The following is a 17824-nucleotide window of genomic DNA, read 5'->3' on the forward strand; positions in this document are numbered from 1 at the left end:
AAGGTGGTGGGCCCACCAGGACTCGAACCTGGGACCGACCGGTTATGAGCCGGTAGCTCTAACCAACTGAGCTATAGGCCCGAAAAGCGAAATTAAAACATATAGTAAAAGGGTTAGCGTGTCAAGCTTCTATTTTAATGACAGAAGCCCGCTTCCCTAATACATCTCGTACTTGAGCAGGCGACACTCGATGGGGCCGTTGTAGAGCACCATCCTCCGGGTCGCCTTCAGTCCGACCGACTTGGCCAGTTCGAGGTTGCCGGTGAAGAGGTAGGCGGTGTACCCCTTGCAGCGCTGTTTCAGGGTGTCGCCGATCTCCTTGTAGAGCGGACGCAGCGCCTCCTGCTCGCCGAGCCTCTTGCCGTAGGGAGGATTGACGATCAGCACCCCCGGCCCCGGGGGCGGGGTGAGCTCGGCCATGGGGAGGCGTCCCAGCACGAGGTGCTGCAGCACGCCGGCGCGCTGGGCGTTCTGGGCCGCCATGCCGACCGCGGAGTGGGAGAGGTCGGTACCCTGCACCGGCGCGGGAAGCCGCTCCAGCATCCCGGCGCGCGCCTCGGCCACGATCCGCTCCCAGAGCGCCCGGTCGAACCCCTGCCAGCGCTGGAAGCCGAAGCGGCGGTTGAGCCCGGGGGGGATGCGCAGCGCCTTGAGCGCCGCCTCGATGGCGATGGTGCCGGTGCCGCACATGGGATCGACCAGCGGGGTGCTGCCGTCCCAGCCGGAGAGCTCCACCAGCGCCGCCGCCAGGTTTTCCTTGAGCGGGGCCTCGTGACGGTCCAGGCGGTAACCGCGCCGGTCCAGCGGTTCGCCGGAAAGGTCGAGGCTCAGGGTGCAGCGGTTCTTGAAAAGCCGCACGTTGACGCGCAGGTCGGGGTCCTTTGTGTCCACGCTCGGGCGGCTACCGTAGTGGTCGCGCAGGGCGTCCACGATGGCGTCCTTGGTCTTGAGCGCCACGAAGCCGGAATGGGTCAGCGCGGAGTCGCGCAGGTTGCAGTCGACGGCGAGGGTGAGCTCCGGGGTGAGGAAGCGCTCCCAGGAGACGCCGCGCACGCCGCGGTACAGCTCCTCCGGGGTCTCGCAGGGAAACTCGGCGAGCGTCATCAGCACGCGGCTCGCGCTGCGCAGCCAGAGGTTGGCGCGGTAGGCCGCCTCCATCCCACCGGCGAAACGGGCGCCGCCGCTCTCTACCGACACATCGGACACCCCGAGCCTCACCAGCTCGGCAGCCAACGCCTCTTCCACCCCCTTGGCGGTGGTGGCGAAAAAAAACTGTTTCATCCCCTCTCCTTGAAAAACGTGCCGGCACTGTCATGAGAAGCTCAGGCCTGCCGAGCCACCGAAGGCACCCCCCTGCCGCTCACCTTCATTAGGACTATACACGCAGCGGCTTTGCCGCCGCAACGGCAAAGCGTAAATTAATGTTGTCCGGCCGTTGCACTGATTAAAAAATAATGATAAAAAATTAATTTCTTTAGTTGGCTGAGGTTGTGCCGATACATATTTTCATGAGCGCCGTGCCAGCCTGCTTTCCCGGCCCAACCGTCGCCGGCGGAGTGTTTTCCCCTCCGGCGCGGCGGTTGCCTTTGCGTCGCCATCGTTTACAATTTTCCGGTGTCCGGTGCCACAATCCCTTGGTTTTTCGGAGAAAACCGCACATGAAGAGACTGTTAAGAGTCCTGATCGTAGAGGACGCCCCGGACGATGCCCAGCTGATCGTCATCCAGCTCGAGCAGGGGGGCTTCGACGTCCATTTCCAGCGGGTGGACAGCGCTCAGCCCCTGGCCGAGGCGCTCGACTCGTCGCCGTGGGACGTCATCATCTGCGACTACGTGATGCCCGGCTTCAGCGGCCTGAAGGCGCTGCAGATACTCAAGGAGCGCGGCAGCGACATCCCCTTCCTGATGATCTCCGGGAAGGTCGGCGAGGAGGCCGCGGCGGCGGCCATCCGCGCCGGCGCCGACGACTTCGTGCTCAAGGGCAACCTGGCCCGGCTGGTGCCGGCGGTGCAGCGCTCCATCGCGGAGGCGACGCTGCGGCAGCAGAGTCGGCGCCACGAGCAGGAACTGAAGGATAAACTGGAGTTCATCCAGATCCTCATCGACACACTCCCCACCCCCATCTTCTACAACGATCCCAACGGCCTGTACCTCGGCTGCAACAAGGCGTTCGAGGAGCAGATCGGCATGAAGCGGGACGGGCACATCAACAAGAGCATCTACGACATCCTCCCCCCGGACCTGGCCGCCCTCTACAGCCGCGGCGAGGAGACGGCGCAGAACGGGGTCGGCCCGCGCAGCTTCGAGGGGACCATCACCTGCGCCGACGGCGAACGCCGCGACATGATCTTTTACAGCGCCACCTTCAAGAACTCGGGGAGCAGCTCCGGGGGAGTGGTCGGGGCGCTGCTGGACATCTCGGAGCGCAAGCAGGCCGAGCTGAAGCTGCGCTATCTGAGCAGCCACGACATCCTGACCGGCATCTACAACCGCGCCTATTTCGACGAGGAGCTCGAGCGGCTGAGCAAGGGGCGGAAGTTCCCGGTGAGCATCGTGATGGTCGACGTGGACCGCCTGAAGGAGGTCAACGACCAGCAGGGGCACGCGGCCGGCGACGACCTGCTCCGGCACGCGGCCGAGGTGCTCAAGAACGCCTTCCGGCGCGAGGACGTGGTCGCGCGCGTCGGGGGGGACGAGTTCGCGGCCCTCCTCCCCAACACCGACGAAGCCACCCTGCGCGAGGCGATGGAGCGGCTCCAGGCCCAACTGGCCCAGAGCAACGATGAGCACCCAGCCCTCCCCTTGAGCCTCTCCATCGGAGCCGCCACCGCCCACGACGGGGAGGAGCTGATGGCGTCCTGGCGCCTGGCCGACCAGAGGATGTATCGACAGAAGAAGGGTCGCAAAAACAGCAACGCCGGCAGCAGGCAGCACCAGTTGGTGGCCTAGAGCCGGCGGGGAGCAATGAGGGCGCGCGTCCCGGGATCGGGGCGCGCGCCTTTTTTATCGGGTGCAGCGAAAGCTTTTCGCCAGCCGCTACTTGAAGATGATCATGGGAAGCTCGTCCGCCTTGCCTGCGGCCGGCTTCGCCCCCTCCCCCTTCGCCTCTCGCGCCTTCGCGGGGTATTCCGCCTCGAGCCTCTTCGCCACCTCATCCGCACGTGCCGTGTCCCCAGACTTCAGGTAGGCCTGCTGCAGGTTGAAGAGGGTGTCGGCGAGCCCGGGCTCGCCCGGGAAGCGCTGCAGCGCCTCGTTCAGCCGCTTGATCGCGGAGGGGTACTTCTTGGTTCTCAGGTAGAAATTCCCAACGTAGTTCTCGTAGGCGAGCTGCTTGCCGCGGCAGTCGGCGAGCTTCACCTTGGCGTCCGCCGCGTACTCCGAGCCAGGGTACTGGGCCAGGAACATCTCCAGGTAGTGCACGGAGTTCTTCACCGCCGTCTGGTCGGTGTCGATGCCGGTGATCTCGTTGTAGTTGGACACTCCCAGGCGGTACAGCGCGTACGGGGCCTTCTCGTTGCTCGGGTGGAGCTTGCGGAAATCCTCGTAGGCTGCGGCCGCCTCGATGAAGGCGCCGTTATCGAAGTGGGCATCCGCGATCTTCAGCTCGGCCTGCGCCGTCAGTTCGGGGTTGCTGTAGCTCTCCTTCACCTTCTTGAACTGCGCGATGGCGTCCTCGAAGTGCCGGGAGGCGTAGGCGGCCTCGCCTTCCTTGAAATAGGTCTCGGGACTCTTCACCGGGGCCGGAGCCGTAGCGCAGGCGCCGACCAGCAGGAGCAGGGAGAAAAGGCCCGGGTAACGCAGGTGTCGAGAGTGCATGTGTGACTCCTCCAGTGCGATGAGATCATGAAAAAGCCCCCGAGGCCCAAGCCGCTACGGCCCCGGAGGCTCAGTATTTAAGCCCGGCCGGCGCGCTTGCGCTTGGTCGGGTCGAGCTCCTTCTTGCGCAGTCGGATGGACTGCGGCGTCACCTCTACCAGTTCGTCCTCGTCGATGAACTCGAGCGCCTGCTCCAGTGTGAGGACGCGCGGCGGGGTGAGCTTGATGGCGTCGTCGCTGCCGGAGGCGCGCACGTTGGTGAGCTTCTTACCCTTGCAGGGGTTCACCTCGAGGTCGTTGTCCTTCGCGTGCTGGCCAATGATCATGCCGCCGTAGACCTCGACGCCGGCGCCGAGGAAGAGGATGCCGCGCGGCTGCAGCGCGTCCAGCGAGTAGGCGGTGGTCTCACCCTGCTCCATGGCGATCAGGACGCCGTTCTTGCGCCCCGGGATCTCCCCCTTGTAGGGTGCGTAGTTGTGGAAGGTGTGGGTGATCACCGCGGTGCCGCGGGTCTCGGTGAGGAACTCGCCCCTGATCCCGATCAGGCCGCGGGCCGGCACGATGAACTCCAGGCGCACCGTCTCGCCCATCGGGTTCATGGCGACCATCTCCCCCTTGCGGGGTCCCATGCGCTCGATGATGGCGCCCTGGTACTCGGCGGGGACGTCCACCACCAGGTACTCCATCGGCTCGTGGCGCACGCCCTCGACCATGCGCATGATGACCTCGGGCTTGGAGACGGCCATCTCGAACCCCTCGCGGCGCATGTTCTCGATCAGGATGGAGAGGTGCAGCTCGCCGCGGCCGGAGACCTGGAAGGTATCGGCGTTGGCGGTGTTGGCGACCCTGAGCGACACGTTGGTGCGCAGTTCGCGGTCCAGGCGCTCGCGGATGTTCCTGGAGGTCACGAGCTTACCCTCGCGCCCGGCGAAGGGGGAGGAGTTGACGATGAAGTTCATGGACAGGGTCGGCTCATCGATGGCGACGTAGGGGAGCGGCATCGGGTTTTCGGCCGAGGCCAGCGTCTCACCGATCCCCACCTCGGTGAAGCCCGCGATGGTGACGATGTCGCCGGTGAAGGCTTCCGGGATCTCGACCTGCTTCAGCCCCTCGTACCCCAAGAGCTTGGTGACGCGCCCCTTGGAGATGGTGCCGTCGCGCTTGATGAGGGCCACGGTCTCGCCGGCGCTCACCTTGCCGTTGAAGATCTTGCCGGTGGCGATGCGGCCGATGTAGTCGTTGTAGTCGATGTTGGTGACCAGGAGCTGGAACGGCGCTTCCGGGTTCCCTTCGGGGGGATGCACGTTGTCCTTGATCAGCTCGAACAGGGGCTCCATGTTCTCGGAGGGCTGGTCCATCTCGCGCATGGCGTACCCCATCTTGGCGCTGGTGTAGCAGATGGCGAAGTCGAGCTGGGCGTCGGAGGCCTGCAGTTCGCAGAACAGGTCGAAGACCATGTCGACGACTTCCGAGGGGCGGGCGCCGGGGCGGTCCACCTTGTTGATGACCACGATCGGTTTCAAGCCCAGGTCGAGCGACTTCTTCAGTACGAAACGGGTCTGCGGCATCGGACCGTCGAGTGCGTCGACGAGCAGCAGCACGGAGTCGACCATCTTGAGCACGCGCTCCACTTCGCCGCCGAAGTCGGCGTGTCCCGGGGTGTCGACGATGTTGATCTTGTAGTCGCCGTGGTGGATGGAGAGGTTCTTGGCGAGGATGGTGATGCCGCGCTCCTTCTCCAGGTCGTTGGAATCCATCACGCGCTCGGTGATCGCCTCGTTTTCCCTGAAAACACCGGACTGTTTCAACATGGCATCGACCAAGGTGGTCTTGCCGTGGTCGACGTGGGCGATGATGGCGATGTTTCTGATCTTCTCCTGCATGCTTTACTGCTCCTTTTCTTGGCTCGGCTACAAATAAAAAGACGAGCAGCGAAGCCCGTCTTAAAAAACAGCTCAATATGGCACTTTTGAGATATCTTTACAAGCTATTTTCTGATAATCCGGCGCTTTCCACCCATTGCTGCCATCTGCTGCTTCTGGATGGTCGCCAAACTCTCCAGGTGGAACTGCAGCCACATCTCGCCGTACCCCTTCATCTTCATCTTCTTCCCTTCGCGCAAAAGCTCCAGGTTCTGCTTCAGGTTCTCGTCTCCGGGGAGCTTCGCCACCCCCTTGGCCACGATCTCGCAGGCCTTCACGTTCTCGCCGATCTCGTTGAGGCAGTAGCCGTAGAGGGCGTAGAGCAGCGACTCCTTGGGGCTCGCCATGAGCGCCTTGTCGAAGGTCTCCTTCATCTTGTCGTGCTTGTTCTTTTTCATGTAGGTGACGCCGAGCATCCCCATGGTGACCCAGTTCTTGAAGAAACCCTTCTCCAGGTACGGGAAGGCGGTGGCGAACTCGCGCCTGACGAAGTAGACCATGCCGATGGCGGAGTTGATCTGGCTCTCCACGTAGATCTGCCACTTGCCGTAGGGGAGCGCCGACTTCAGGTCGCGGATCCCCTTCTCGAAGCGCTGGGCCTGGATGTCCTTCATGGCCGGCTCCATTATCGCTTCGAGCCTCTTGGTGATGATGCGGGAGATGATCAGAAAGCTCGCCATGAAGACGATCATGGCGCCCAGAAGCGCCGCCCACCAGTACTGGAAGCCGGCGGCGAGGGAAACGACGAGGAAAACTGCGATAGCTGCGCCTGCGGAAATAAGAAGGTTGTACATCGGCTGATTTATCCTTTCGTGGTGCGGGTCACGTGATTTGCGAGACGGTCGATTGGGGCTACCCCTCGTCCCTGACCAGGGCGCCCTTCTTCTCCTGGTACTTGGCGACGATGATGCGTTTGCCGGGCTTTAAAGCCACCCGGGTCTTCAGGTTGTTCCAGGCGGAGAGGAGCCTGGCCGTTACGTTGAACCTCTTGGCGAGCGAGGTGAGGGTATCCCCCTTTTTCACCGTGTAGTACTTGTGGAACTCCTTGGGCTCGGCCTTGGCCACCGCCTTGATGTCCTTCGCCACAACCACCGGGCTCTCCGGCTGCGCCTGTTGCGCCTGTTGCGCAGGATGCGCCGGGTGCCCTTCGCCCCGCGCGGAGGCGACCTGGACCGGGATGGTCAGCACTCGCCCGGCGAGTTTCACCTTCCTTTTCCCCAGGTTGTTCAGCTCGGCGATGCTCTGCGGCGAGGCGTTGAAGCGCCTGGCGATGGAGGTGAGGGTGTCGCGCTTCTTGGCCCGGTACTGCACGTTCCTCACCCGCTCGACGTAGCGGTCGGACTCGGGGATCTTCGCGTACTCGGTCGCGCAGGCGCCCCCTGCTCCCTTGGGGACCTTCAGCAGGTACCCCGGGTAGTCCGGCGGCGTGGTGGCGCGGCGCAGCTCCGGGTTGAGCTCCTTTATGTTCTGAAGGGGAACGCCGCACGCCTTGGCCATCACGTCGAGGTCGGTACGGGACGGGATCGGTACCTGGTCGAACTCGATGGGGGGGAGGTAGGCGACGTCGGCGAAGCCGAACTTGGCGGGTTCCTTGGCGATGATGGCCGCGGCCAGGAGCTTGGGAACGTAGTCCTTGGTCTCGCGGGCCAGGTAGCTCCCCTTGGAGATCTCCCAGAAGTCGCGGGTGTTGTACATGTTGATGGCGCGCAGGATCTTGTTCTCTCCCGCGTTGTACCCCGCCGCGGCGAGGTACCAGTCGTTGTTGAACAGCGCGTAGAGCTCTTTGAGGTAGAGCGCCGCGGCGATGGTTGCCTTCAAGGGGTCGCGCCTCTCGTCGATCCAGGGGTCGATCCTGAGCGCGTAGCGCTTGCCGGTGGCCGGCATGAACTGCCAGGGGCCGACGGCGGCGGCCACGGATACGGCGTGGGGCATGAAGCCGCTCTCGATCATGGCCAGGTAGACCAGGTCCTCGGGGAGCGCTTCCTTCTTGAGCACCTCCCGCATCATCGGGATGTAGCGCTCGCTCCTTGAGAGCCACTTGGCGAAGGAAGCGCGGCCGGAGCCCTGGAAGTAGCGGGTGAAGTACTCGACCTTGGAGTTGAACGTGAGGGGGATGTCGGAGTCGGGAAGCTCCATTTCGGGGAGCTTCAGATCGAAGTCGTCGGAGTCGTCGGTTACGTCGTCGTTGCCGGGGAAATCGGCGGAGGTAAGGCCGAGTCCCCTGGAAAGGGCGAGGTCGGCCGAGGCAAGCTGCTGGGTCTGGTGGTCCTTGCGTCCGGACTCCTGGGAGAGCTCTCCAGGCGCCGCGAGGGCGAAGCAGGGGGTCAGGAGTGCAACTATGATCAGGGTAACTTTAAGCATTCAATACCTTTTTTTGAGTGACGACACGCGTACGCACAGGCGCGCAGAATAGCGGAATTTGGCACAGTTGTCAATTCAAAGGGGGTTTGACCGATGCAGACCAAGGGGCGGAGGCGGCAACCGGGTGCCCCACGCCCCTATCGGGCGCATCGGCGATGCGGTGCCGGACTTTAGCGAAAGGGTACGAAACGGCCGGATCTGGCCCGGGGGGGGCAGGTGAGGCAGGAGATACAAAAGGCCCCCCGTTGCGAACGGGGGGCCTTTTCCGATGGGGGAGCCCGCCGCGGTCAGGCGACGGGCCGACTAGGGCAACCTTCTTTGCAGTGGGTTACCGGACGGATCATGAAGAAGTTAGTCCACATATCCTGATCTCCTTTTCCCTGGTTGGATTTGCATCCCTCGCTTTATGGTTCCCGGAGGATGGGGAAAAATATAATGGTCCCCCCTCTCCTTGTCAACCGCCCCCGGCAGGCTACGGACCGTGGCGCTTCTTCATCAGCCGAAGCAGCCATCCGTCCCTGAGCGCCAGCGCCGCGTGGGGACAAAGCTCCCGACAGCAGAAGCAGCGGATGCAGCGCTGGTAGTCGAAACGGAGCCGCCCCCCCTCCACCCGTATCGCCGCCGGCGGGCAGGCCTTGACGCAGACACCGCAGAGTTCGCACTTGCCGGGCGCGACCTCGGGACGGGAGGTGAACTGGTTTCTGAGCCGGTTCTTCAGGAACCCCGGGAGCCCGAACTGGACGTCGGAAAGATGGGGGAGCCGGAGCGGGCGCTCCAGCACCGTTTCGGGGTCACCCCCCACAACCGTCACCTCCTCGGGCCGGGTACCGGGGAGCCCCATGCGCCGGGCCGCGTTCTCCAGGTAGAGGAGCGCCCTCGGTATACCCGCCACCCGCGCGGCGACCTGGTCCACGGCAACCGCGTTGTCCCCGGCCAGAAGCACGCCGACCTGGCAGGGGTCGCCGCTCCCCGGGCCGTTCCCCTCCATGGCGACCACCGCGTCGACGATGTTCAGATCCGGTTCGCGCAGCCGGTACAGTTCGAGGAGCATGCTGGCGAAGAGCTCCTTGTCCGCCCCGGCCTTCAGGTGCCAGGCGGCCTTGGCGGTCCCCACCACGGCACCGAACAGGTTCTTGACGCAGCAGGTCATGGTCATCATCTCGTGGGTCTTCAGCTTGGGGAGGTTGATCAGGCGGTCCGCCTCGAGGTACGGGCGCGCCAGCTCGAACTCCTTGAAGGTGCCCACCCCCGCCACGGGGAGCGCCTCGGTGAAGGGGACGAACTCCGCCCCGGTCTCCTCGATGACCGCCATCATGCCCGAGCGTTCCGCCACGCGGCGACCGCTCCCCACCCCCGGTGAGTCTCCCACCAGAGGCACGCCACCCGCCCGGCGCACCTCGAGGATCACGGCGCGCAGCAGCTCCGGGTGCGTGGTGACCGCCGCCTCGGGCGGCTTGGCCGAGAGGAGGTTCGGTTTGATCAGCACCCGCTCCCCCGGCTTCACGTAACGCCCCATCCCCCCCAGCGGTTCCAGGAGCCGGGCCACCGCATCACGCACCTCTTCGCGCCCGTATCCCGAAACCCGCTCCAGCACCACCTGATACATCTCATCCTCCCGGTTGAAAGCTGTTGTAAAGTGCCACGGCACTGAGGTAGATTCCATACCATGAAACGGGCCATCGAGCAATTCTGCGACTACCTGGAGACCGAACGCAACGTCTCGCCCCACACCCTTGCCGCCTACCGGAGCGACCTGGAGCAGTTCGCCTCCTTCCTGGCGCAGCGGAGCGAGCCGCTCCCCGAAGCGGTCGACCACCTCGCCATCAGGCAGTACCTGGCCCAGTTGCACAAGGGGCACGCCAAGAGTTCCATCGGGCGCAAGCTCTCCGCGATCCGGGCGCTGTTCCGCTTCCTGCTCCGGGAGGGGCGCCTGGAAAAGAACCCCGCAGAGCTGGTCAGCACACCGAAGAAGGAAAAGCGCCTCCCCTTCCACCTGAACATCGACCAGGTCAGCGCGCTGGTGGAGGCTCCTGCCGGGAGCAGGCTCCCGCTTCGGGACCGGGCGGTGCTGGAGACCCTCTACTCCTGCGGCATAAGGGTGAGCGAGCTGACGGGGATGAACATCGGGGACCTCGACCTGGCCGACGGGGTGGCGCGGGTCATGGGCAAGGGGGGGAAGGAGCGCATCGTGCCGGTAGGCTCCTTTGCCCGGCAGGCCCTGTCCGCCTACCTCGCCGAGCGCGGCGCCACGGACCCCGGGGAGCCGCTCATCCTGAACAGCCGCGGCAAGAGGATCAACCGGCGCAGCGTCACGCGCATCGTGGACACCCACATGCTGCTCATCGCCGCCATGCGCAAGGTCTCCCCGCACACGCTGCGCCACACCTTCGCCACCCACCTTCTGGAAGGGGGGGCCGACCTGCGTGCCATCCAGGAGCTCTTGGGGCACGCCTCGCTCTCCACCACCCAGAAGTACACCCACGTCAGCATAGACAAGCTGATGGAGGTGTACGACCAGGCCCACCCCAAGGCCCGCGGGTAGCCGTAGCGGCGAGACCATCTGCCGGCGTGCCCGCCCCGCATCAAAGAAAAAGGCCCCACCGTTTCCGGCGGGGCCTTTTTTGCTGCTTTTGCTGCGAGCGGTTAGTCTTCGCAGAGATCGATCTTCACATCCCAGTTCTTGAGCTTCATGGTGCCGTTCTTCTCAAGGTTGAGGTGCATCTTGAAGGCGCGATCCCAAAGCTGCGGCTCGTGGCCGACCTTCCTCGCCAGGCAGTCCTTCTCGGCGATGTTGAGGTACTCGGTGAGCTGCGCCTTGTAGTCCGGGTGCGCGCACTTCTCGATGATGCGACGGGCGCGCTCTTTCGGAGCCAGGCCGCGCAGGTCGGCCAGACCCTGCTCGGTGATGACGCAGTCGAGGTCGTGCTCGGTGTGGTCGATGTGCGAGCAGTGCGGCACGACGCAGGAGATACCGGTCGGGTCGGTCTTGCTCGGACGGGAGGACGGGGTGTGCATCATCTTCAGGAAGCCGTTCCTCAGGAAGTCGCCGGAGCCGCCCAGGCCGTTGATCATGCGGGTACCGCCGACCAGGGTGGAGTTGGCGTGAGCGAAGATGTCGATCTCCACCGGGGTGTTCATGGCGATGCAGCCCAGACGACGAATCGGCTCCGGTGCGTTGGAGATGGAGAGCGGACGCAGGGTGATCTTGTCGAAGTACTTGTCCATGTTCTCGAAGAAGCGCGGGAAGCCCGGGCTGGCCGAGAGGGACAGCGAGCAGGAGGAAGCCGCGTCGAGCTTGCCGGAGTCAAAGAGGTCCAGCATGGTGTCCTGGAGCACCTCGGTGTAGACGGTCAGGTTCTTGAAGGGGCCTTTGGCCAGACCGCCGATGACGGCGTTGGCGATGGAGCCTACGCCCGACTGGATCGGGAGCAGGTTCTTCGGCAGACGGCCCGCTTTCACCTCGGTGGTGAAGAAGTCGATGATGTGGTTCGCGATCGCCTCGGAGGTGTCATCCTGCTCGGCGAAGGCGCGGCCCTGGTCACGCAGCTTGGACTCGACCACGGCAACTACCTTGCTCGGATCGCACGGGATGGAGGTGGAACCGATCCTTTCCCCGGCGTGGGTGATGCCGAAGATCTGACGGTTCGGCGGGGTGAGCGGGGTCAAGAGGTCGTGGATCCCTTCGAAGGAGGGCTGTCCGGTGTTCACCTCGAGGATGATCTTGTCGCAGATCATCAGGATCTCAGGGATAACGCCGCAGGAAGAGGTCGGCACCAGGGAGCCGTCTTCCTTGATGGCGGAGACTTCGATGATGGCGAGGTCGAGTTTGCCGCTCTCGGAGTCCTTGGTGTAGAAGCCGTAGCCCAGGTCCTGTGCGAACAGGGAGAGGTGCTTGTCGCCCATGCGGATGCGGCCGGAGTTGATGCCGGCGGCGATGTTCTTGCCGGTCTGGTACGGCCAGCGGCGGTCGATCATGTCCAGAGTCGCCCAACGGTCTTCGGTCTCGGCACCAACGGAGGCCCCGATGAAGAGGTTGAACTTCAGCTTGCCCTGCAGGTTGTTCTTCTCAACATGGTCAGCCAGGGCGATGGGCACCACTTTCGGGTAACCAGCCGGGGTGAAGCCGGACCAGCCGAGGTTCATCCCGTTCTTGAAGAACTCAATGGTCTGCTCGGGAGCCATGACCTTGTTCAAAAGTTGTTTGCATTTTACCCGGTCTTGAAGTGTGCCGTACTCGGACATATCTGCCTCCTGTTTTGTTTTGATGTTTACGACAAAATCAGCGTAAAGCTGACAAATCACATGGTTTTCTGCGCCACGCCGCACGCGGTAAATACCTTGCTTGGCGTGATTTTGCTCGCTTTGGGTGAAAATTAGAACTGAATTCTACTTAAGGGCGCCCACAGAGTCAACTAAAAAGCCGTAACGCCCCGTACCGCTCCCCTGCCCCCCGAAAACCTCGATCCCGGCGTGGCACGGCCGCATCCGGAGGGACCTACGGGTATGTATACAGTATGCAATCTAATCTGAACTTGCCGTTCACGTCAAGAATAAAAAGTTGTTTCGTGCGCCTGGAGACGCCGCGCCGGCCACGGCCGAAGCGCTTTGTTCTGTTAAATTGGGTATTTTCATGAAGGAAAGAGTTCGGGCGCGGATGGAAATTTTTCTTTCAATTCTGCCCCTCTATGCGACGACGCCGCGGCGCCCCGGGGCGGGGCCGCGGCAGGATGGACCGCCTGCCGGCTTGAAGCCGCCACCCCGGTGGGCGCTGCAGCGGCGGCCACCGCCTGCAGCGCGTCTTACACAAAAATAAAACAAAAGGAGGGTGGTCGGCGGCTCCGCTCAAGCGGCTGACGTGCAGGAGGCGGAGCCGCCACGGGGGCGGCCGTTTCCGGGCGTCCGGAGGCGGCGCTACTTGGCGAGGTATCCGAGCCGGACGGCGCCCCAGTGCCGGTTGTTCAGGACGATCGGGGTGGAGATGTCGTTCATGATCTCCCCGGTGTCCCTCATGTAGGTCTGCAGCAGGTACGGCTCGGTGTTCTGGGCCGCCTTGAGGCCGGTCTTGTCGTCGAAGATCCGCTTGGTCCGGTTGTTCACCTTATCGGTTTCCGGGTCGCCGGTCAGAGGCTTGGAATAGCGGAGGTTGTGGCAAGGGACGTAGCCGTGGTCGTCGACGCAGATGGCGAAGAAGATGGTCCCCTTGCGCCCCAGGACCTCCTCCTGCACCGGCGAGACATACTGGTCGAAGAAGCCGTCGAACGCGGTGTGGAACTTCTGCGGCGAGGTGTTGGCAATGGGGCGGTAGTTGCGGTCGAAGAGGTCGGCCATGGTGATCTTGCCCGAGGCGACCCCCTGTTCCAGGGTCGAGGTAAGCTTGTCCCTCAACTCCGTGGCGAGACTCTTCATCTCGTCGTGCCGGTTGCCTACGCTGAACTTCCCGACCGTGGAGAAAATCTGCTCCGCCACCCGGGTCAGGTCGGTGAAGGCCCGGTCGCTTTCCCGCATGTCCTCGTGCACCCCGGAGGCGGAGTTGGAAACGTTGTGGATCTTCTCCGCGATCTCGTTGGTGGTGGCACTCTGTTCCTCGGTCGCGGAGGCGATCTGGTTGATGAGCTGCGCGGTCTCGCCCGCCAACCCCAGTATCCGCTCCAGGCACTCCCGGGCCGCCGCCGACTTCTCGACGCCGTCTTCCACCCGCCCCTGCTCCTCGGTGATGGAGCGGGCCGCCTCGCGGCTCTCGATCTGGATGTTGGTGATGATCTTGGCGATCTCCTTGGTGGAGGTGGCTGTCTTCTCCGAGAGCATCTTCACCTCGTCGGCGACCACCGCGAAGCCGCGTCCGTGCTCACCGGCACGCGCCGCCTCGATGGCGGCGTTGAGGGCCAGAAGCTTGGTCTGGTCCGCGATGTCCTCGATGAGGACGATGATGTCGCCGATCTGGGCCGACGAAGTCTCCAGCCGCTCCACGGTCCCCAGGGTCTGCGCCACGTTCTCCCGGATCAGGGTGATCGAGTTGCAGGCGCTGTCCACGACGCTCATGCCGCGGTTGGCCGCCTCGTCGACCTCGGAGGAGAACTCCGCCGCCTGGTGGGTGTTGCCGGCCACGACGTTGAGGGTCGCCGCCATCTCCTCGGTGGCAACCGCAACCGCCTCGGAACGCTGCTTCTGTTCCGCCGCGGAGGTGACCGTCTTCGCCGCGCGGGTGGAAACATGGCACAGCGAGATCGAGATGTTCTCGGCGAGGTCGTAGATCACCGTGATCGTCTCGCGCAGCTTTCGGACCAGGTGGTTGATATGGCGCGCCAGGTCGCCGATCTCGTCATCGGAGCGGACCGGAATCTCCTTAGTGAGGTCCCCCTCCCCTTCGGCGATGTCCCTGAGCTTCTCTGAGAAGAAGAGGATCTCCCGCATCACCGATTTCCTGAAGAAGAAGTACATCCCCCCCATCATGCAGCCGAAAAAGATGCATCCCGCCCCCACCAGGATGGCGATCATCCTGACCGCGCTCTGGTAGCCATCCTCGAGGGACGAGGTTAAAAGTACGGCCCCGAGGTACTTGTCGCCGGCATCGTGGCACTGCTGGCAGCGTTGTTCGTTCTTCATCGGGACCGCGGAACGAAGGGTGTGGATGCCGCCGACCGCCTCCCGCTTCTCGACCCGCTTCCCGGTGACGAAGCTCTCGGCGACGTCCTTGTTCGCCGCCCCGGTCACCGGATCCTTCGCATCCTTTCCGAAGACCTGGAGGTCAAAGCCGAAGTGCTGCGCCTTCGCCGTCTGGGCCAGGTTCAGCACCGACTTCGTGTCGTCCTTCATCATGAAAGCGGAGATCTCGTCGATGATGACGGCCGACATGGTGCGGCTGTTCTGCTCCTGCAGCTTCATGGTGGAACTGTACTGGAGCCAGATGGCCAGGCATCCCACTATGGCGATCCCGACCAACAGGTTGATACCGACGATAGCGAGTATCTTGTGCATCAGCTTGTTCTTGAACATCATACCTCCCAGGTGGGCGCGAGAACCCTCAGTCAGTACTGTGACTATCGGCAAATGCCTCCCCACCTTTAGAAACAGCGTTTAAAATTATCAATATTTAATTCAACCGAACCTCACACGGCGACTCCGTTCACGGTCTCTTGATTTCGGTCAAAAGCCGGCAGTGCAATGGATGGTATCATTGATACAAATCGGCAAGGGAGGACACCATGAACGGGATAGACGAACAGGAGCTCTTTCGGCAACTGGTACACAACTGCAATGACGCCATCATCTTCTCTGACAGGGAAGGTTTGATCAGGCTCTGGAACAAGGGGGCGGAGGAGATGCTCGGGTTCAGCGCCGAGGAGGCGCTGGGGCAGTCGCTCGACATCTTCATCCCGGAAAACCAGCGCGCTCGCCACTGGGAAGGGTACCATCGCGTCATGGAGACCGGCATCACGCGCTACTCCAAGGATCTGCTGGCGGCCCCCTCCCTGAAAAAGGACGGTTCGCGCGTCTCGACGGAGTTCTCCATGACCATCATCAGGGATGCCCAAGGGAAGGTCGCCGGAACCGTGGCGGTGATGAGGGACGTGACGGCCCGATGGCAAAAGGAAAAAGCGCTGCGGGCGCGCCTCGCCGAACTGGAAAAGGCGCAGGGAGCCTAACGGCTCCGTAAAAAAAGAGGGCGCCGGGAGTGATCCCGGCGCCCTCAGCTCGCCCTCGTGCTGCCGTTAACGGCGTCAACCTACCTGGTCGACCAGGTAGTTCTGCACCCCCATCTGCGAGATCTGATCGAGTTGGGCCTCGATGTCGTCGATGTGGTCCTCCTCCTGCTTGAGGATCGATTCCAGCAGCTCCTTGGTCCCGTTGTCCCCAAGTTCCAGAGCCAGCTTGATGCTCTCGTTGTACCCCTTGATGGCGCTCTCCTCGAGGGCATGGTCGAACTGGTGCATCTTCGGGATCTCCCCGCCGATGTGGATCGGGTCCAGCCTGCTCACGATCGGCCGCCCCTCCAGAAACAGTATCCGCTCGATCAGCTTCTCCGCATGCTTCATCTCGGTGATGGCGCGCTCGCGGATGGCGGAGTACAGCCTCTTGTAGCCCCAATTCTCGCACATCTCGGCGTGCACCATGTACTGGTTGGTCGCGGTCAGCTCCTCCGCCAGGCGTACGTTCAACTGCTCGATCACCCTCTCGTTTCCCTTCATGGACGACCTCCTTTTTTGGCGGCCCGGCAGCTGCGGGCGCGTTCGCTTCCGGCAACCGAAAGGGTGCGCCGGCGTGCGCTGCTAATTTATTCTAATTTAAAACGAATAGATTATACCCGCGCTGGCCTGGTTGGCAATTCAAGAGCCGCTTAAGAGGGGAGAGGCGAAGAGACCAACAAAAAACGCCGCCCCGCTTTCGCGGGACGGCGCATGTTTTTGCAGCTGGGGAAAGGGTGCTACGCGACCGTCTCCTCCGGTTCCTCCTCCACGGCGTCCCCCCCCATCGGGGCGGCCTCCCCTGTCGGGAGCAGCAGGTTCAACAGGATGGCGGCGATGCCGCACAGGCTCACGCCGTGCAGGTGCTGACCGGCCACGTTGATGCTGAGCCCGCCGATGCCGAAAACCAGCACCAGCGAGACGATGATCAGGTTGCGCGGGCGGTGCATGTCGACCTGGGCGTGGATGAGGGTGTTCAGGCCGACGGAGGCGATGGAGCCGAAAAGGAGCATCATGATCCCCCCCATGACCGGCACCGGGATGGACTGCAGGATGGCGTTGAACTTCCCGAAGAAGGCCATGACGACGGCGAAGCCGGCGGCCCAGGTCATGATGACCGGGTTGTAGCAGCGGGTGATCATGACGGCGCCGGTCACCTCGGCGTAGGTGGTGACCGGAGGTCCCCCCACGAGCGCGGCGGCGCAGACCGCCAGGCCGTCCCCCAGCATGGTGCGGTGCAGCCCCGGCTTCTCGGTGTAGTCCTTGCCGGTGACCGCTCCGATGGCGACGACGTCGCCCACGTGCTCGATGGCAGGTGCCAGGGCGACCGGGACCATGAACAGGACGGCGGACCAGTTCCACTCGGGTGTCACGAACTTGGGCACCTCGATCCAGGGGGCCGCCGCGATCTTGGAGAAATCGACCAGGCCGAAGAAGATGGAGACGATGTAACCCACGGCGACGCCGGAAAGCACCGGCAAGAGGCGGAAGATCCCCCTGGCGCGCACGGCCACGACGGCGGTGGTGGCGAGCGAGATGCCGGCCACGAGGAGCGCTGTGTCGTAGTCGACCAGCACGGCCTTGCCGTCGCCGGTCTTGCCCATGGCCATGTTGACCGCCACGTTGGCGAGCCCAAGGCCGATGATCATGATGATGGGACCTACCACCACCGGCGGCATGATGTGGTGCACGAAGTCGGCGCCGCGCAGGTAGATGGCCAGCGAGAAGGCGAGGTAGAGCCAACCCGCGGCGAAGAGCCCGCCCATGGTCGAAGGGAGCCCCCAGGTCTGCACGCTGTAGATGATGGGCGCGATGAAGGCGAAGGAGGAGCCGAGGAAGATGGGGACCTGGCGCTTGGTGCAGAGCTGGAAGATGATGGTGCCCATCCCCGCGCCCAGAAGGGCCATGCTCGGGTTGAGCCCGGTGAGGATCGGAACCAGCACCAGCGCGCCGAAGGCGACAAAAAGGATCTGCGCGCCGGACAGCGCCTGGCGCCAGACCGGCTCTTTTACTTCAGACATGCAATAGACCTCGCTTGGAAAAT

At 63.5% G+C, this 17824-nt stretch carries 13 protein-coding genes and 1 tRNA gene; 3 read left to right on the forward strand and 11 right to left on the reverse strand.

What is annotated here, in order from left to right:
* Nucleotides 1–4: 4 nt before the first annotated feature.
* Nucleotides 5–81, reverse strand: a tRNA-Ile gene (locus KOM00_RS11760).
* Nucleotides 82–156: 75 nt separating this feature from the next.
* A complete protein-coding gene (locus tag KOM00_RS11765) occupies nucleotides 157–1281 on the reverse strand; it encodes a THUMP domain-containing class I SAM-dependent RNA methyltransferase (RefSeq protein ID WP_216499116.1) in 1125 nt (374 codons plus the stop codon).
* Between the two features lie 377 nt (nucleotides 1282–1658).
* Here KOM00_RS11765 and KOM00_RS11770 point away from each other — a divergent pair, with 377 nt between their 5' ends.
* A complete protein-coding gene (locus KOM00_RS11770) occupies nucleotides 1659–2948 on the forward strand; it encodes a sensor domain-containing diguanylate cyclase (RefSeq protein ID WP_216499117.1) in 1290 nt (429 codons plus the stop codon).
* Nucleotides 2949–3035: 87 nt separating this feature from the next.
* Here KOM00_RS11770 and KOM00_RS11775 read toward each other — a convergent pair whose 3' ends face one another.
* The 5 genes from KOM00_RS11775 to KOM00_RS11795 form a co-directional block, all read right to left on the reverse strand.
* Entirely contained in the window at nucleotides 3036–3815 is a 780-nt protein-coding gene (locus KOM00_RS11775; protein ID WP_216499118.1) for an outer membrane protein assembly factor BamD, read from the reverse strand.
* 77 nt (nucleotides 3816–3892) lie between these two features.
* Nucleotides 3893–5698 (reverse strand): translational GTPase TypA, encoded by a 1806-nt coding sequence (typA, locus tag KOM00_RS11780; RefSeq protein WP_216499119.1) that lies wholly within the window; start codon nucleotides 5696–5698, stop codon nucleotides 3893–3895.
* 104 nt (nucleotides 5699–5802) lie between these two features.
* On the reverse strand, nucleotides 5803–6531 hold the full coding sequence (locus tag KOM00_RS11785) for a tetratricopeptide repeat protein (protein ID WP_216499120.1): 729 nt from the start codon (nucleotides 6529–6531) through the stop codon (nucleotides 5803–5805).
* Between the two features lie 58 nt (nucleotides 6532–6589).
* Entirely contained in the window at nucleotides 6590–8098 is a 1509-nt protein-coding gene (locus KOM00_RS11790; protein WP_216499121.1) for a lytic transglycosylase domain-containing protein, read from the reverse strand.
* 472 nt (nucleotides 8099–8570) lie between these two features.
* Nucleotides 8571–9704 carry a DUF362 domain-containing protein gene (locus KOM00_RS11795; protein WP_216499122.1) on the reverse strand — a complete coding sequence of 378 codons (1134 nt, stop codon included), beginning with the start codon at nucleotides 9702–9704 and terminating at the stop codon, nucleotides 8571–8573.
* Nucleotides 9705–9764: 60 nt separating this feature from the next.
* Here KOM00_RS11795 and xerC point away from each other — a divergent pair, with 60 nt between their 5' ends.
* A complete protein-coding gene (gene xerC / locus KOM00_RS11800; RefSeq protein ID WP_216499123.1) occupies nucleotides 9765–10640 on the forward strand; it encodes a tyrosine recombinase XerC in 876 nt (291 codons plus the stop codon).
* A 101-nt stretch (nucleotides 10641–10741) separates the two neighbouring features.
* Here xerC and KOM00_RS11805 read toward each other — a convergent pair whose 3' ends face one another.
* Both KOM00_RS11805 and KOM00_RS11810 read right to left on the reverse strand, forming a co-directional pair.
* Complete coding sequence (locus KOM00_RS11805) at nucleotides 10742–12340, reverse strand: acetyl-CoA hydrolase/transferase C-terminal domain-containing protein (protein ID WP_216499124.1); 1599 nt, start codon at nucleotides 12338–12340, stop codon at nucleotides 10742–10744.
* A 669-nt stretch (nucleotides 12341–13009) separates the two neighbouring features.
* The gene (locus KOM00_RS11810; RefSeq protein ID WP_216499125.1) at nucleotides 13010–15091 is read right to left on the reverse strand and encodes a methyl-accepting chemotaxis protein; all 2082 of its coding nucleotides are present in this window, start codon (nucleotides 15089–15091) and stop codon (nucleotides 13010–13012) included.
* A gap of 209 nt (nucleotides 15092–15300) precedes the next feature.
* Between KOM00_RS11810 and KOM00_RS11815 the strand changes: the two genes are divergently transcribed.
* Nucleotides 15301–15741 (forward strand): PAS domain-containing protein, encoded by a 441-nt coding sequence (locus KOM00_RS11815; protein WP_216499126.1) that lies wholly within the window; start codon nucleotides 15301–15303, stop codon nucleotides 15739–15741.
* A 75-nt stretch (nucleotides 15742–15816) separates the two neighbouring features.
* Here KOM00_RS11815 and bfr read toward each other — a convergent pair whose 3' ends face one another.
* Nucleotides 15817–16284 (reverse strand): bacterioferritin, encoded by a 468-nt coding sequence (bfr, locus tag KOM00_RS11820; RefSeq protein WP_199387718.1) that lies wholly within the window; start codon nucleotides 16282–16284, stop codon nucleotides 15817–15819.
* A gap of 236 nt (nucleotides 16285–16520) precedes the next feature.
* Nucleotides 16521–17801 carry a uracil-xanthine permease family protein gene (locus KOM00_RS11825; protein ID WP_216499127.1) on the reverse strand — a complete coding sequence of 427 codons (1281 nt, stop codon included), beginning with the start codon at nucleotides 17799–17801 and terminating at the stop codon, nucleotides 16521–16523.
* Between the last annotated feature and the right edge of the window lie 23 nt (nucleotides 17802–17824).

It is taken from the genome of Geomonas diazotrophica, from assembly GCF_018919385.1.
In the GTDB taxonomy this organism is placed as follows: Bacteria; Desulfobacterota; Desulfuromonadia; order Geobacterales; family Geobacteraceae; genus Geomonas; species Geomonas diazotrophica.